Source organism: Vibrio zhugei, from assembly GCF_003716875.1.
GTDB classification, from domain to species: Bacteria; Pseudomonadota; Gammaproteobacteria; order Enterobacterales; family Vibrionaceae; genus Vibrio; species Vibrio zhugei.
The window spans coordinates 547590-563305 of sequence record NZ_CP033078.1 but is presented as its reverse complement, the minus strand read 5'-3'; the positions used below and the strand labels follow the sequence as shown (position 1 = coordinate 563305).

At 45.4% G+C, this 15716-nt stretch carries 19 protein-coding genes and 1 other RNA gene; 7 read left to right on the top strand and 13 right to left on the bottom strand.

Annotated elements, in window-relative coordinates; genetic code table 11:
* Positions 1 to 46: 46 nt before the first annotated feature.
* Together rnpB and rsmI are read right to left on the bottom strand one after the other, a co-directional pair.
* An RNA gene (rnpB, locus tag EAE30_RS07810) (RNase P RNA component class A) lies at positions 47 to 450 on the bottom strand.
* A gap of 94 nt (positions 451 to 544) precedes the next feature.
* The gene (gene rsmI / locus EAE30_RS07805; protein WP_123015415.1) at positions 545 to 1402 is read right to left on the bottom strand and encodes a 16S rRNA (cytidine(1402)-2'-O)-methyltransferase; all 858 of its coding nucleotides are present in this window, start codon (positions 1400 to 1402) and stop codon (positions 545 to 547) included.
* Positions 1403 to 1471: 69 nt separating this feature from the next.
* On the opposite strand from rsmI, the gene EAE30_RS07800 reads away from it, so the two are divergent.
* Genes EAE30_RS07800 through EAE30_RS07785 form a run of 4 tightly spaced genes read left to right on the top strand, consistent with a single transcriptional unit; the run spans position 1472 to position 4816 of the window.
* Positions 1472 to 3268 carry a penicillin-binding protein activator gene (locus EAE30_RS07800; RefSeq protein ID WP_123015414.1) on the top strand — a complete coding sequence of 599 codons (1797 nt, stop codon included), beginning with the start codon at positions 1472 to 1474 and terminating at the stop codon, positions 3266 to 3268.
* Positions 3269 to 3276: 8 nt separating this feature from the next.
* Complete coding sequence (locus EAE30_RS07795) at positions 3277 to 3645, top strand: YraN family protein (protein WP_123015413.1); 369 nt, start codon at positions 3277 to 3279, stop codon at positions 3643 to 3645.
* A gap of 3 nt (positions 3646 to 3648) precedes the next feature.
* The gene (locus EAE30_RS07790) at positions 3649 to 4239 is read left to right on the top strand and encodes a phosphoheptose isomerase (protein ID WP_123015412.1); all 591 of its coding nucleotides are present in this window, start codon (positions 3649 to 3651) and stop codon (positions 4237 to 4239) included.
* A gap of 4 nt (positions 4240 to 4243) precedes the next feature.
* Positions 4244 to 4816 (top strand): BON domain-containing protein, encoded by a 573-nt coding sequence (locus EAE30_RS07785; RefSeq protein ID WP_123015411.1) that lies wholly within the window; start codon positions 4244 to 4246, stop codon positions 4814 to 4816.
* Between the two features lie 79 nt (positions 4817 to 4895).
* Here EAE30_RS07785 and EAE30_RS07780 read toward each other — a convergent pair whose 3' ends face one another.
* The 6 genes from EAE30_RS07780 to zapE all read right to left on the bottom strand — a co-directional run bounded on the left by EAE30_RS07780 (position 4896) and on the right by zapE (position 10143).
* Positions 4896 to 6209: an IS4 family transposase gene (locus EAE30_RS07780; RefSeq protein WP_123017299.1), complete on the bottom strand. Its 1314-nt coding sequence runs from the start codon at positions 6207 to 6209 to the stop codon at positions 4896 to 4898.
* A 126-nt stretch (positions 6210 to 6335) separates the two neighbouring features.
* On the bottom strand, positions 6336 to 6866 hold the full coding sequence (gene sspB / locus EAE30_RS07775) for a ClpXP protease specificity-enhancing factor (RefSeq protein ID WP_123015410.1): 531 nt from the start codon (positions 6864 to 6866) through the stop codon (positions 6336 to 6338).
* 9 nt (positions 6867 to 6875) lie between these two features.
* Positions 6876 to 7511 carry a stringent starvation protein SspA gene (gene sspA / locus EAE30_RS07770; protein WP_123015409.1) on the bottom strand — a complete coding sequence of 212 codons (636 nt, stop codon included), beginning with the start codon at positions 7509 to 7511 and terminating at the stop codon, positions 6876 to 6878.
* Positions 7512 to 7934: 423 nt separating this feature from the next.
* Positions 7935 to 8327, bottom strand: a complete 393-nt coding sequence (rpsI, locus tag EAE30_RS07765) for a 30S ribosomal protein S9 (protein ID WP_123015408.1) — start codon at positions 8325 to 8327, stop codon at positions 7935 to 7937.
* Between the two features lie 15 nt (positions 8328 to 8342).
* Positions 8343 to 8771, bottom strand: coding sequence for a 50S ribosomal protein L13 (gene rplM, locus EAE30_RS07760; RefSeq protein ID WP_123015407.1), 429 nt, complete (start codon positions 8769 to 8771; stop codon positions 8343 to 8345).
* Between the two features lie 268 nt (positions 8772 to 9039).
* Positions 9040 to 10143, bottom strand: a complete 1104-nt coding sequence (gene zapE, locus EAE30_RS07755) for a cell division protein ZapE (RefSeq protein WP_123017298.1) — start codon at positions 10141 to 10143, stop codon at positions 9040 to 9042.
* A gap of 146 nt (positions 10144 to 10289) precedes the next feature.
* Here zapE and zapG point away from each other — a divergent pair, with 146 nt between their 5' ends.
* Positions 10290 to 10739 carry a Z-ring associated protein ZapG gene (gene zapG, locus EAE30_RS07750; RefSeq protein WP_123015406.1) on the top strand — a complete coding sequence of 150 codons (450 nt, stop codon included), beginning with the start codon at positions 10290 to 10292 and terminating at the stop codon, positions 10737 to 10739.
* 125 nt (positions 10740 to 10864) lie between these two features.
* Positions 10865 to 12232, top strand: a complete 1368-nt coding sequence (locus tag EAE30_RS07745) for a Do family serine endopeptidase (RefSeq protein ID WP_164711894.1) — start codon at positions 10865 to 10867, stop codon at positions 12230 to 12232.
* On the opposite strand, the gene EAE30_RS18750 is transcribed toward EAE30_RS07745, so the two are convergent.
* A complete protein-coding gene (locus EAE30_RS18750) occupies positions 12233 to 12379 on the bottom strand; it encodes a hypothetical protein (protein WP_164711817.1) in 147 nt (48 codons plus the stop codon).
* 49 nt (positions 12380 to 12428) lie between these two features.
* Between EAE30_RS18750 and degS the strand changes: the two genes are divergently transcribed.
* Entirely contained in the window at positions 12429 to 13490 is a 1062-nt protein-coding gene (gene degS / locus EAE30_RS07740) for an outer membrane-stress sensor serine endopeptidase DegS (protein WP_123015404.1), read from the top strand.
* Between the two features lie 120 nt (positions 13491 to 13610).
* Here degS and rplS read toward each other — a convergent pair whose 3' ends face one another.
* The 4 genes from rplS to rpsP are packed head-to-tail and all read right to left on the bottom strand — an operon-like array spanning position 13611 to position 15603.
* On the bottom strand, positions 13611 to 13964 hold the full coding sequence (rplS, locus tag EAE30_RS07735) for a 50S ribosomal protein L19 (RefSeq protein WP_123015403.1): 354 nt from the start codon (positions 13962 to 13964) through the stop codon (positions 13611 to 13613).
* A gap of 41 nt (positions 13965 to 14005) precedes the next feature.
* Entirely contained in the window at positions 14006 to 14749 is a 744-nt protein-coding gene (gene trmD, locus EAE30_RS07730) for a tRNA (guanosine(37)-N1)-methyltransferase TrmD (protein WP_123015402.1), read from the bottom strand.
* 26 nt (positions 14750 to 14775) lie between these two features.
* Positions 14776 to 15330, bottom strand: coding sequence for a ribosome maturation factor RimM (rimM, locus tag EAE30_RS07725; RefSeq protein ID WP_123015401.1), 555 nt, complete (start codon positions 15328 to 15330; stop codon positions 14776 to 14778).
* A gap of 24 nt (positions 15331 to 15354) precedes the next feature.
* Complete coding sequence (gene rpsP, locus EAE30_RS07720) at positions 15355 to 15603, bottom strand: 30S ribosomal protein S16 (protein WP_123015400.1); 249 nt, start codon at positions 15601 to 15603, stop codon at positions 15355 to 15357.
* Positions 15604 to 15716: the final 113 nt, after the last annotated feature.

Sequence of the window (15716 nt, the reverse complement as noted above, 5' to 3'; positions counted from 1 at the left end):
AAGCAAAAAACCCATCATAACTCAAGAGCCATGATGGGTTTCAATTGGGTGGAGTTGGCCGTATAAGCCGGGTTCTGTACCGCTTACGCGGTGGTAACCATTCCTCTAGGCCAGCAATCGCTCACTGGCTCAAGCAACCTACCCGCCTCCAAACGCGAGCCGCGCTATGTGGAAGCCTATTTGGTCTTGCTCCGGGTGGAGTTTACCTTGCTACGCACTGTTACCAGACGCACGGTGCGCTCTTACCGCACCCTTTCACCCTTACCTGTGCACTATTCAATGAATAGGCCATCGGCGGTATTCTCTCTGCTGCACTTGTCGTGGACTCACGTCCCCCAGGCGTTACCTGGCACCCTGCTCTATGGAGCCCGGACTTTCCTCCCCCTCATCAGTCTCCCCAACACAAGGTCAAGGGACATCAATAAGGCAGCGATTACCCTGGCCAACTCCGAGCGCGCATAATATCGATAACCCTTCTTAGTGTCCACCAAGAATCGGGAAAATCGACAAATTCCCGAATAAATGCGCAAAATAACAACACCCCTTAATCGAGGTTATCCAATCCCCATTTATACAATGCGTTTTTCTTCACATTATAAATCTCCGCGGTTGCGGCTGCAGCGCGCTTAAGCGGGAGTTCTTTGTTCAAAATGCCCAACGTACGTAACGCCTCATCGGGTAGCGCCTCATCTTTCTGTTCACGCTGCCCATGAATGAGTAATACCATTTCCCCACGTTTACGGTTGCTGTCTTCTTCTATCCAGTCAATCAGTTCACCCAGAGGCAATCCTTGAATGGTTTCAAAAGTCTTAGTGAGCTCACGCGCTAAGACAACTTCGCGATCCGGACCTAACACTTCCAGCATATCTTGCAGGGAATCTGTGATACGGTGAGGGGATTCATAGAAGATGCAGGTACGCTCAACGTTGGCAATCTCCATCAGTTTATCTTTGCGCCCTTTGCTTTTGGCGGGGAAGAACCCCTCAAAGCTAAAACGATCTGACGGTAAACCCGACGCACTGAGCGCCGTGATCACCGCACACGCACCAGGAAGTGGCGTAACTTTAACACCCGCCTGACGACATTGTGTGACCAAATGATAACCTGGATCACTGATTAATGGTGTACCAGCATCGGAGACAAGCGCAATCGATAATCCTGATAATAATTTATCAACTAAAGCTTGAGCTTTGTGCTGTTCATTGTGATCATGAAGCGCGAACGTCTTCGTTTGAATATTGAAGTGTGAGAGCAATCGGCCGGTATGGCGAGTATCTTCAGCGGCGATAACATCTACACTTGAAAGTACATCTAAAGCTCGTTGAGTTATATCACCAAGGTTACCAATTGGCGTAGGAACTATATATAACGTTGGAACGTCCAAGGTTTTGTTATCAGTCATTTGTTTACCATCACTTCAGCGATTATTATAAAGACAATTTTACACGGATTAATATAAGAACTCATGGCTATGAAAAACCACCAGAGACTCAGTGTACCACGCTTACTCACTCCTGTTGCATTAGCAATGATGCTGGCGGCTTGTTCAACCACGCCTACGGCACCAAATTTGATTAATATCACGAGCAAGCCAAGCGAGACGGCACAGACCTACATCATGCAGGCCGACACCACGCAAGGCCGTCTACAAAACGATTTGCTGATTATGGCAATGAAAGCGGCGAACGCGGCTAATAATACTCAACAAGCACAATTGTTGAGCAAACGCTTATCCAAACAAACCTTATCTACGAAACAAGACGCCGAGTGGCAATTGGCAAAAGCCCAACTTTTGATCAATGTGGAGCAGTATAAGAAAGCGCTAGCACAATTGGATTTCAAAGCAGATGATTCACTTGAGGACGCTCAGTGGCAACATTATTATCGACTGAAAGCCTTGGTGTACACCAAGCTCGAGCAACCCTTTGAAGCAAGCCGTCAACTCGTACAACTGTATGATTTTCTTCCGCAATCTCAGTGGGCTGACATATCCGATAACATTTGGAAAAAGCTCAATCAGTACAATGCCACTTCGATTACTGAATTGTCACCACAACCGGATGAAAAAATCTTGGATGGCTGGTTACAACTTGCTATCTATATGAAAACCTTAGGTAGTGATTTACCGCAGCTTCAGAATACGCTCAAACACTGGCTGCAAGAGAACCCGCAACATCCTGCAGCGTTGAATACGCCAAAAGACATTACGGATATCTTAGATATGGACATCCGTCAGCCAGAAAACATCGCGCTACTCTTGCCGCTCACCGGCAAATACGCCAATCAAGCCGCATTGATTCGCGATGGGTTTATTTTGTCACTCATGAATGACGATGCACGTAAAGAAAACACAAACTTTACCGTCATCGACACCAACAAGCATTCAATACAAGACATCAACGATACATTGCATAAAAACCACATCGATTTTATTGTCGGGCCATTGCAAAAAGACAAAGTAGAGCAGCTACAAGACGCTCAAGCAAGCAGTGATCATCCAATACATACGTTGGCATTGAACATCCCAGAAAATGTGCAGGCGGGTTACCAAACGTGTTATTTGACGCTGTCTCCTGAACAGGAAGTGGCACAGGCGGCCAAACATATATTCAGTGAAGGTTACCACTATCCATTGATTCTTGCCCCGAAAGGCACCTATGGTCAACGTGTGGTGGATGCGTTCACAAAAGAATGGAAAAAATACAGCGACCACGATGTGGCTTCAAGCTTGTTCGGCGATAAGAGCCAACTGCAACGCAATATCAACGCGGTATTCGGTTTACAACACAGCCAACAAAATATTGCTCAGATTGAACAGTTAACTCATCTCAATCTCCAAACGCAGCCACGTAGCCGTCGTGATATCGACGCCGTCTATATCGTGACCAAAAGTTCAGAGCTAACGCTGATTAAACCCTTCATTGAAGTCGCCGTGAACCCAGACACCACACCACCACGCTTATTTGCTAACTCAACCAGTAATGGGGCAAGCAAACAATATGAAGATATGTCAGGGATTACCTACAGCGATATTCCACTCTTAATTCATCCTGATGTCTCCGTTGAGCATCAAATGGATAAGCTGTGGCCTCAAGATACCAATGGTGAGCGTCGATTACAGGCTCTTGGTATGGACGCCTATCGCTTAATGATGGAATTACCACAAATGAAAATTGTACAAGGCTATACCATCAACGGACAAACTGGTGTGTTAAGCATTGATGACCGCTGTCTTGTTCACCGTGACATCAGTTGGGCAAAACACTAAGACAGGCTATGTTTTCAAGTAACCATCGTAAAACGGGCGAACATTACGAGCAATTGGCGGCCGAGTATCTAAGCCGCCAAGGGCTCACGCTTGTGGAAAAGAATTTTACGATTCGCGGTGGGGAATTGGATCTCATCATGAATGATCATGGCACTTTCGTGTTTGTCGAAGTAAAATACCGCAAGAACCAGCAGCATGGTCATGCGGCAGAAATGGTGACTCGCGCCAAACAGCGCTTTCTTATCCGTACAGCCAATGTGTGGCTGAAACAACAACACCTGAATGTTCATACAACTGACTTCCGATTTGATATAGTGGCGATTCACAATACCGGAGACCATATCGAATGGATAAAAAACGCAATAACGGAAGGATAGACAATGCTCGACAGCATTAAAAATAGCTTTACCGAAAGTATTCAAATTCAAATTGCCGCCGCAGAAGCACTTCCTGATGCCATCATGCATGCCTCACAAGCAATGGTTACCACCTTACTCAATGGCAATAAGATCCTGTGCTGTGGTAATGGCGGCTCATCGGCCAATGCGCAACAGTTTACCTCTTGCTTACTTAACCGTTTTGAAACTGAGCGCCCTAGCCTGCCTGCATTAGCGATGGCATCCGATGCAACGACACTGACCGCGGTCGCCAACGACTACGCTTACCAAGAAATCTTCTCGAAACAAGTGCGAGCACTCGGTCAGCAAGGGGATATTTTGCTCGCGATTTCGACCAGTGGTAACAGCCAAAATATTATTAAAGCCATGGAGGCCGCCGTCACACGCGATATGACCATCATTGCTCTGACGGGCAAAGATGGTGGTGAAATGGCGGGGTTATTGGGTGAACACGACGTAGAAATTCGTATTCCCTCACAGCGTACAGCACGCATCCATGAAGTGCATATGCTCACGCTACATTGTCTCTGTGACTTAATTGACCAAGTACTTTTCCCAGCTCACGAAGAGTAAAACTATGAAAAACTATCTGTCTCTTATTCTTGTTAGCGTGTTAGCGTTTTCCACGACAGGATGCGCGGGGTTTTTAATTGCCGGTGCGGCAACGACCGCGAATCTCGTCACTGATCCTCGTTCTGCGCAGCAGATTTGGGATGACAATCATTTAGAATTAGATATCGGTGGTTTAAGTCATAAAGCGCCCTACAAAGATCAATTACGGGTTACCGCTGTCTCCTATCAGGGCAAAGTGGTGCTGATTGGACAAGCGAAACAACGTGCAATATTGGATCAATTTGTAGATAAAGTCCGTAAAATGAAGGGCGTGAGAGAGTTGCATAACAAAGTCGATATTGGTGAACCGCTGAGCTTCGCGCAGGTAAGCGATGACACTTGGATAACCACCAAAGTTAAATCATCTCTGCTGACCGACTCAAAGTTGAATGGCGTCAAAATCACCGTAGAAACCGAAAATAACGTCGTGTATTTATTTGGTTATATTACTCATGAGCAAGCCAAAGTTGCCACTGAGATCACCAGACACATTTCAGGCGTCAAACAAGTGATCCGCGCCTTTAACTACGCGGATTAATCCTCGACCGAGTTCATCCATCGCCAATATGAAATAAAAAAGCAGCCATTAAGGCTAATGCTTGTAAGTTAAGAGGCATTTAACATCTTTTAGAAGGCCTGGTCGCATAGCGACTGGGCCTTCTTTTTACTGCTCTTGGATAGCTTCGTTCTCTCCTTTCTGGCAGCGTAAAACTCTCAGCCATATCTAAGATGTAATTCATCACCTCCGGGACCCTTCCCGGTGCCACTGACGGCAGTTGCTGTAATTGCCCTATTAAGAACAACGAAGCTTGTTTGAACCCTATCTGGTAAGGCATGACCTTGTTTTGATCGTAAGCCATTTGGCACATCAAGAACCTAAGTAAGTTGTAAGCCAGCAGCATGCCCCATAATTCTTGTTCTACTAGCTCAGGCTTTTTACTTCTTAGGGTTAGGGTGTTTTGCAGCATATATTGCTTCATTTCTCGATAACCAAGTTCGATTTCCCACCGATGGCTATATAGCTCGGCTATGTCTTGCCCTGGGTAACGCAAGGGATCTGTCATTGAGGTTAATAACCGAACTTCCTTCCCCTTTATCGTCTTGGTGATTAATCGAGCCTCGAGTGTTTCTGGTGCATCGTGCCACTTCTTCTTCGCTTGTGGGGATAGCGTTAACTCAACCAGCTCTTGACCACGTCCTAATTGGCGAAGTGTCGTGTATTGCGCCCCTTTACGCATGGGAATTAGCCAATGTCTTTCTGTCCCTGTTGTCTGCCAACGGTGTAAAAGCCCTAGCGCATAAAAACCTCTATCGAAGATAGTCAGGCTATTATCTGGTGATTGCTCTATGAGCTCCGTTGTTAGGTCCACTTCACTTGTTGATGTGGAATCGAACGAAGCGCTATTTAGAAGATGACTAGTCAGTTCCATGTGGCAGACCATGCGCACTTGAGGATATTCGGACGAGCACTTTTGATTCCGAGTCCGACTGAATGTCTCACCGTTTTCTTTCGTATCTGGCGTTCGCCAGACGACGCCGTCGACAGCATGAAGCGTGAGTCCATGCCAGTCTGGATGAGGCGTTTTATCATGCCAAATCTTCTGTGTTTGAGTAAAAACGGATTTCATGACATCGGAGCCCAACCGTTGTCTGGCTTGGATGACGGCACTTGGAGCAACAAATGGCTTCTTACCTGGAAGGAGGATATCCAGTTTCGACACAACTTTCTCCATAGACAAGTGACGATATAAAGACATCCCAACGACACTCCATACCATCATCTCCATAGGCAATCTTCGTCTACGAACTGTGGTAATTCCGGTATCTTCTAAACATTGCGAAATGAGTTCAGGGGAAAGTAGGTCAGATAACCCCGAAAGTTGTTCAGCAGAAAATTTGTGTACTTGGTTAAGTGCTTGTCTTAAAAACATAAAAAAATCCGAGTGCATGAATACACTCGGATTTTGACACGTTAGATGGATCCTTCAACCGATCATTTTAGTCTTAACTGATCGGCATTAGCCATTAAGGCTGTTTTTTTATTGTCTGGTATGTGACTACTTGACGACTCGAAGACTTGGTTTACCACGCGGACGTGGTGGCTCATCATCGTCATCATGAGACGTGTCGACATGAGTATCGGCTGGCGTATCACGTTCGACTTCAACGATATCATCAGTGTCCGAGACTAACATCATTGTCTCTTCTTCGCTGCCACTGTCTTCGACAGGCGCTTGCCAGTCATCCATTTGCTCCTCATATGCTGGCTCAGGCTCAAACATCGTGCCTGCACCGTTTTCACGTGCATAAATGGCTTGCACAGCATATAGCGGGACCATCACCGAATGAGGACGGCCACCAAAGCGAGCACTGAACGTAACAGCATCATCGCCCAGTTGTAGATTCCCAACTGCACGAGGGGCAACGTTTAATATGATCTGTCCGTCTTGTACGAATTCTAATGGAACATTCACTCCATTCATGGTGGCATCCACCACCAGATGAGGAGTTAAGTCATTGTCCAATAGCCAATCATAAAAGGCACGTAACAGAAATGGACGACGCGGTGTCATTGTTTCAATATCCATAAACAACCATTAACGAGCTAGGCGCATCTCACGTTCAGCTTCAGTAAGTGAAGCCAAGAACGAATCACGTTCAAAGACACGGTTCATGTACACTTTCAATTCTTTCGAGCCAGGGCCAACAAGCTCAATACCCAGAACAGGTAAACGCCAAAGTAGCGGAGCTAAATAACAATCAATTAAGCTAAATTCTTCGCTCATGAAGTACTCATATTCCGCAAACACAGGCGCAAGTGTGAGTAAGTCATTACGTAGACGATCACGGGCTTTCTCTGATTCTTCTGCAGAACCGTTGACGACTTTATCGACCAAGGTGTACCAATTACGTTCAATTCGATAAATCATCAAACGACTATTACCACGAGCAACCGGGTAAACAGGCATCAATGGTGGATGAGGAAAACGCTCATCAAGGTATTCCATGATGATTTTTGAGTCATACAAAGCGAGCTCGCGATCAACGAGAGTAGGAACCGATTTATACGGGTTCAACTCGATAAGTTCTGCTGGTAGGTTAGTTTCATCAACTAACTCCACTTCAAAACTCACGCCTTTTTCAGCCAAAACAATGCGAACCTGATGGCTATACATATCAGTGGCACTTGAAAACAAAGTCATCACAGAACGTTTATTGGCAGCAACAGCCATGGAGCCCTCCAGCACACTTAAACAAAAATCAATGGCATTAGGTATCCACCGATTTATAAAAAAAGGAAATTAGCGCGATATAATAGCACAATTCGTGTTCATCACGCTATCACTCATTCTATTGCACTCTCAACTATTTATGACGCTAACACTCCGTCTCTTATTGATAAAAATACCGACACATCCATTTATGGAAAAGAAACCACATGCATAAGGCGACGACACTAACAAGTTTTGTCTATGTCATAGAAATAATCAAGGGAGCAGGCATTGACGAGCAAGATGATGAGAGAGAATGACCCAGGAGAAACCCGGTAATAGGACAACGAGTGTTACAGTAGAATAAAAAACAAAAAGCCCGGTAAAAACCGGGCTTTGGCACCACACTCCAGAAAACTGGATGTCGGTTCTGACAAAACGAGATTAACGTTTTGAGAACTGTGGTGAACGACGTGCTTTACGTAGACCAACTTTCTTACGCTCAACTTTACGAGCATCACGAGTCACGTAACCTTCAGCACGTAGTGCTGGACGTAGAGACTCATCGTACTCCATAAGAGCGCGAGTGATACCGTGGCGGATAGCGCCAGCTTGACCAGAGATACCACCGCCAGAAACAGTGATGTATAGGTCAAGTTTGTCAGTCATTTCAACTAGCTCAAGTGGTTGTTTAACAACCATACGAGCTGTTGGACGACCAAAGTACTCATCAAGGCTACGCTTGTTGATTACGATGTTGCCGCTGCCTGGTTTGATAAAAACACGTGCAGCTGAGCTTTTGCGACGGCCAGTGCCGTAATATTGATTCTCTGCCATTTTCCAAGTCCCCGATTAAATGTCTAGTACTTTTGGTTGTTGAGCAATGTGGTTATGCTCAGCGCCAGCGTAAACTTTAAGCTTACGGTACATAGCACGGCCTAGAGGACCACGCGGAAGCATGCCTTTAACCGCTGATTCAATTACCATTTCTGGCTTACGATCGATCAGTTTTTCAAACGTGATAGATTTTAGGCCGCCTGGGAATTCAGAGTGACGGTAGTACACTTTGTCTTTAGCTTTATTACCAGTTACGGCAACTTTCTCAGCATTTACAACGATGATGTAATCACCGGTGTCAACGTGAGGAGTGTATTCAGCTTTATGTTTGCCACGTAGGCGTAATGCAATTTCACTTGCTAGACGGCCAAGAGTTTTACCTTCAGCGTCTACAACATACCAGTCACGTTTTACAGTTTCTGGTTTAGCAACGAAAGTTTTCATGCTAATAATAACCCGTTTATTTAAATTTACACATTAAGGAGCATATACATACTCCCACTGTCTAAGAGCCCAGTCATCACCCCTTCGAGTGGATGCACTCTCGGTCTTCAAGACCTGCAGTAACGGTGGGTCGCGAGATTATAGAGAAGACTGAAGAAAAAATCACCTCATTTCATAAAAAAAGTGAGAAAATTTTCAAAAAAGTTCGTGACTCCGCCTCGCATTGCCCAGCCGCGTATCATGCCTGAAAGTCATGACTAAGTCGACGCTAAATCAAATGTTCGCGCGCTAAATATTCACGGCTTTGCATTTCAATTAATCGCGACTGACAGCGTTGAAATTCAAACTCAAGTTGACCATGGGTATATAAGGCATCCATTGCCACTTCAGCAGAAATAATTAATGTCACATGACGCTCATAAAACTCATCGACTAACGCAATAAAGCGTCGTGCAGAATCGTCCATACTGCGATCCATTTGCGGGGCATTTTGTAAAAAGACCGTATGGTAGAGCTGTGACAGTTCAATGTAATCATTTTGACTGCGTGCGGTTTGGCATAGTTGAGCGAACGTCACCAACAACACGCCATCATGGGCACCACACACATCAATATCGCGATGATTGATACCAATCGTGGTTGGGTGCGTGTCAGTGACACCTGCGACTTGCTGATAATAATTCAGTAAATAATCACTGGCATATTTATCTAACGGGTAATGATAGATTTCCGCCTGCTCTAATGTTCTGAGACGATAATCCACTCCGCTATCCACATTGAGAATGTGGCAATTGGCTTCAATCAAAGCAATCGCAGGTAAAAAGCGGGCACGTTGCAAGCCATTACGATACAAATCATGAGGGGGCAAGTTAGACGTCGCGACCAAAATCACTCCACGCTGAAACAACTCTTGAAACAAAGTCCCCAAAATCATGGCATCAGTGATATCAGACACGAAAAACTCATCAAAACAGATAATTTGAGTTTCCTGTGCCAAAATATCAGCAACCTGATTCAGCGGGTCACTGATTTCACCGAGTTGTGCTAATTCTTGATGGACGCGTAGCATAAAGCGATGAAAGTGGCTGCGCATTTTCTTTTCAAAGGGCAAAGCCTCATAAAAAAGATCCATGAGATAGGTTTTACCGCGTCCTACCCCACCCCAAAAGTACAATCCTTTTGGCGGGGCCACGGGTTTCGGGGCTCGTTTGGTAATTTTTTGCCACCAACTGACCTCAATAGGGGGCGCTTGAGAGAATTCGATGCACTGATGATACAAGGTCTCTAACGCCTCAATCGCGACAGATTGTGCTGCATCTCTTTGAAATTCATGCTTAATTAAATCTTGTTCATAACGTTGCTTTGGAGTCATAGTCATCTACTATTCTAAAAGTGAAAAACTGACGTATTGCGCATATGCTTTTTCTTTATCCAACCCATCAAATCATAGTAACATGGGCTAAGGGCATGTGTAACTAAATGGTAAAACATGTTAAATAACAACAATAAGGAGCTGTTATGCCTTGGATATACGCAATTGTAGGTTTGCTGGTCGGTATTGTCGTGGGCATTGTGATTACCCGCCTTATGACGCCACAATACAAGTCTCAAAAATCCCTGCACAATGAGCTGCAACACGCGAATTATGAACTCGAACAACAACGTCAGGAGTTTGCTGATCACTTAAGTCAATCCGCAGAACTGCTTGATACTTTAGGAAAGGACTACACTAAAATTTATCAACACATGGCGCAGACATCGGCTGAGTTATTAGCACACCTGCCCGAACAAGATAATCCTTTTGATAAATTAGTCACCCAAGGGAAGCCAAGCAATACGGCGAAAGAGGACGATAATGAGGACAGTTTTCCTCCAAAAGATTATGCCTTAGGTGCCACAGGCTTACTTAAAGGTGAAGAAAAGCAATTTGTTGATCCGTCAGAAGTCATCAAGAATCAAGCAAATTAATTGTTAAATTCTCCACTGAACTTTACAAAGGTTTTTGAGTCATAAATTACATTGCGCGTATTGAATATGCCGGCTTTACCACTCATATTTGATCACACCGTTGTGTAACTTCGAGGAGTTTTATGATGAAAAAACCTTTGCTTGCATTAACCGCCCTTTCCCTTAGTTTAAGTTCTATAATGGCTCCAATGCCTGCTTCTGCCGCGATTCCAATGACCGTCAGTGGTGAGCATGTCCCCAGCCTCGCCCCAATGTTAAAGAAAGTGACGCCCGCGGTGGTGAGCATCGCCGTTGAAGGTACCCAAGTTTCTCGTCAACATATTCCAGAACAGTTTCGCTTTTTCTTTGGACCCGATTTTCCAACAGAACAACTCGAGAAACGTCCATTCAAAGGATTGGGTTCAGGCGTCATCATTAATGCAGATAAAGGCTACGTCGTTACCAACTATCATGTGATTAAGGGCGCGGACTCAATCAAAGTACAATTAAAAGATGGCCGTGAATACGATGCAACCTTAGTCGGTAGCGACAAAATGTCTGATATCGCCTTACTGAAACTCAAAGATGCGAAAAACCTAACACAAATTCAAATTGCTGATTCCGATGATCTCCAAGTCGGTGATTTTGCGGTGGCTATCGGCAATCCATTTGGCCTTGGTCAAACTGTCACCTCCGGCATTATTTCGGCTCTTGGCCGAAGTGGTCTTAATATTGAAAACTTTGAAAACTTCATTCAAACCGATGCCGCCATTAACAGTGGTAACTCTGGGGGCGCATTGGTCAATCTTAAGGGACAACTGATAGGTATCAACACCGCCATCCTTGGCCCCAATGGGGGCAACATTGGTATAGGCTTCTCGATCCCTTCCAATATGATGAAAAACCTAACTGACCAAATCCTCAAATACGGCGAAGTAAAACGCGGTATGTTAGGCGTGAAAGGCGGTGAAGTGAACTCAGATCTGGCGGAGGCATTAGGCTTAGACTCAAGCAAAGGCGCCTTTGTGAGTGAAGTGATGCCACATACCGCCGCCTCAAAAGCTGGCCTGAAAGCGGGTGATGTGATCATCTCCATTAATGGGAAGACCATTCACTCCTTCGCAGAGCTGCGTGCGAAAGTCGCGACATTAGGTGTCGGCAAAAAAATCAAAATGGGAGTCATTCGCGACGGAGATCATAAAACCTTCGACGTGACGCTAGGGAAACAAACAGAAACTAAGATGACCGCATCAGAGCTTCATCAAGGCTTAGCTGGCGCCTCCTTTGTCAACACCAGTTCAGACGATGGCATGAAAGGAGTCAAGGTATCCGCCGTAAAACCGAACTCACCTGCCGATCAATATCAATTGAAAAAAGGTGACATCATTATCGGCGTTAACCGTCATCGCGTGAAAAACATCGCCGATTTGCGTCATGTATTGGAGAAGAAACCCAGCGTACTGGCCCTCAACATCAAACGTGGCTCACAAACCCTGTATCTTGTTGTGCGCTAATCACATAACAAAGGGCTCAACACCATCCTTAAAAGAGCAGGCTCCCTGCTCTTTTTTATTGGCTTTCGTAATAATTCGAACGAAATCATCCACTCGAGAAATGTAATCAAACGAAAACGTGGTAGCGAGAAGAGACAGATTCAGCATACAATAGAGCTCATTGTATTTTGACACTGTGAGTTATCTTGGGGAACGTATGCTGAAATTTTGGATTCGCTCAGTCATTATTGGGCTAATAGCAGCCGCTATAATCATTGTAGCCATACCATCATTGCGTGAGCATATTGTAAAACTAGAACACCCCGATCCTGAGAACATCGCGTCCATGGAGCTCTCATTCAACCCGGCGGTACGCCGCGCTGCGCCAGCTGTTGTGAATATTTATAGCCGTCAATACGATCGCAACAACCGTAAAAAGCTGTCTACCCAAGGCTTGGGATCTGGGGTCATTGTCAGCAAGAAAGGCTACATTATTACCAACTATCATGTTATTGCCAAAGCTGACCAAATCATCGTCGCATTACAAGATGGACGAGTGGCCGCGGCACAACTCGTTGGCAAAGATAAACGCACAGACCTTGCCGTCCTGCGTATTGAAGGGGATCACCTACCGATAATCCCAGTCAACCCACACTATCACCCCAAAGTTGGCGACGTCGTCATGGCGATTGGCAATCCTTATAACTTAGGACAAACCACCACCTTTGGGATTATTTCAGCGACAGGGCGTTCATCGATCAGTGCTGGTCGACGTCAAGCCTTTATTCAAACCGATGCCGCCATTAACGCAGGCAACTCTGGCGGTGCGCTAGTCAACTCGCGTGGCGAGTTAGTGGGCATTAATACCGCCTCATTCCAGCAAGCCACCGATATTGAAACCTATGGCATTTCTTTTGCGATCCCGTTTTCATTGGCCAACACCATCATGCAAAAGATCATCGCCGATGGTCGGGTTATTCGTGGCTACATAGGTGTTGATGGTGAAGATATGAATGCCGTGACCAGTCGTCTTAGAAATGGACAACAAGCGGGGGGAATTTTAGTCGTGGGCGTCGATCCTAATGGCCCAGCGAAAAAAGCAGGCTTGCAGAAACGCGACATTATCACTCAAATCAACGGTCAGACAATCACAGGTCGTCAAGAGGTCATGGACACCGTCACCAACTTACGTCCTGGTACCTCGGTAAAAGTCACCATTTTACGTAACGGTAAAGAAATCACCCTGCCCGTGACCATCGCAGAAGATAATTACGACTGAGCTCAATAAGGCTCGAGCGTCATGACACGGTCGTTATGACATTGGACGAATCAACCAAAGACACACATAAAAAAACGGAGCCCAATGGGCTCCGTTTTCATGAGAACGCGAGTTCTAGCATTATTTCTTAGTAAGCTTCTCTTTAATACGAGCAGCCTTACCAGAGCGATCGCGTAGGTAGTACAATTTGGCACGACGTACTGCACCACGACGTTTCACTTCGATGCTATTAACAACTGGTGAGTGAGTTTGGAACGTACGCTCAACACCTTCACCGTTAGAAATTTTACGTACAGTGAAAGCTGAGTGTAGACCACGGTTGCGTTTACGAATCACAACACCTTCAAACGCCTGTAGACGTTCACGGTCACCTTCTTTTACCTGAACTTGAACCACAACAGTGTCACCTGGTGCGAAGTTAGGTAGGTCTTTTTTCATTTGCTCTTCTTCTAGAGCCTTGATGATGTTACTCATTATTTAATTCCTAGAATAAACTGATACTAAATTTAATAGGTTTACGAGGTCTGAAATTCTTTAATGAACTCAGCCAGTAATTTTTCCTGTTCGTCAGTCAGAGCTAGGTTTTCCAGGAGCTCTGGTCTTCTTTGCCAAGTTCGGCCTAGCGACTGCTTCAGTCGCCAACGGCGCACATCCTCATGATGACCAGATTTCAGTACACTCGGTACCTCTTTACCATCTAGCACATCGGGACGCGTATAGTGGGGGCAATCTAACAAACCATTCGCAAAAGAATCTTCTTCTGCTGACGCAAAATCTCCAAGTACTCCCGGCACAAACCGCGAGACCGAATCAATCAACGTCATGGCTGGGATTTCCCCGCCCGTCATCACAAAATCCCCGATTGACCATTCTTCGTCAACCTCAGACTCAATGATACGTTCATCTATCCCTTCGTAGCGACCACAAATCAGAATCAAATTCTCATTGGTTGCCAGTTCTTCTACGCCCGCTTGATCGAGTTTACGACCTTGCGGTGAGAGATAAATAACTTTCGCCTTACCCGGAGCGGCCTGTTTGGCTGAATGAATGGCGTCGCGCAAAGGCTGAACCATCATTAACATGCCAGGACCACCACCGTAGGGTTTGTCGTCAACAGTACGACGTTTGTCGTGCGTGAAATCACGAGGATTCCAAGTTTGCACAGACATGACCCCTTTTTTTACCGCTTGACCTGTTACTCCAAAATCCGTAATGCTTTGAAACATCTCAGGAAAGAGGCTTATTACGCCAACCCACATATGATTCTTGCCTTACCGTTCTGGAGTTAGAATCCAGGATCCCAGTCAACTTCGATCCGTTGAGCTTCACGATCAATATGTTTGATCACTTGCTCTTCAAGGAACGGGATTAAACGTTCCTTTTGGCCGAAAGCATCTTTCGGATTTGCTTTAACCACCAAAACATCATTGGAGCCCGTCTCTAAGACATCGGTGACTTCACCAAGGTTGTACCCTTTAGTCGTCACGACTTGCATACCAAATAATTCTCGCCAGTAGAACTCATCTTCTGGCAGTTCTGGCAGTACCGCCGGGTTAATCCCAATTTCGAAATTTGTCAGTTGGTGAGCGTCTTCACGGATATCTAACCCCGTTAATTTCACCACCATGCCTTTATTATGGCGCTTCCAACTTTCGACTTGGTACTCAACCCACTCGCCCTTGCGTTTTACAAACCAAGGACTGTAATCAAAAATACTTTCTGGATTGTCTGTATAGGAAAAAACTTTAAGCCAACCTCGGATACCATAAGTTGAACCAAATTTTCCAACCGTAATGGTTTCGTCTTGTTTGCTCATCGTTTCTTTACCTTCCATCGACATAAACTAGCTACTACTTTAAAACGATTAAGCCGCAGCTTTAGCGTCTTTAACCAGTTTTGCTACACGATCAGAAACAGTCGCGCCTTGTGAAACCCAATGGTTCACACGGTCTAGATCAAGGCGAAGACCTTCTTCTTGACCAGTAGCAGTAGGGTTAAAGAAACCTACTTTCTCGATGAAACGGCCTGTAGCAGCGTTGCGGCTGTCTGCAACAACGATTTGATAGAATGGACGCTTCTTAGCGCCGTGACGTGCCAAACGAATGGTTACCATGTCGTCCTCTTTGCTTTCTCAATAATTAAAATAACCCCATCACCGTCTAAAAAACACAGCTTGGGGTCTCGTGCCAAAATAAAGCCTCGGAATTTTACTCCTATTCCAAGGCA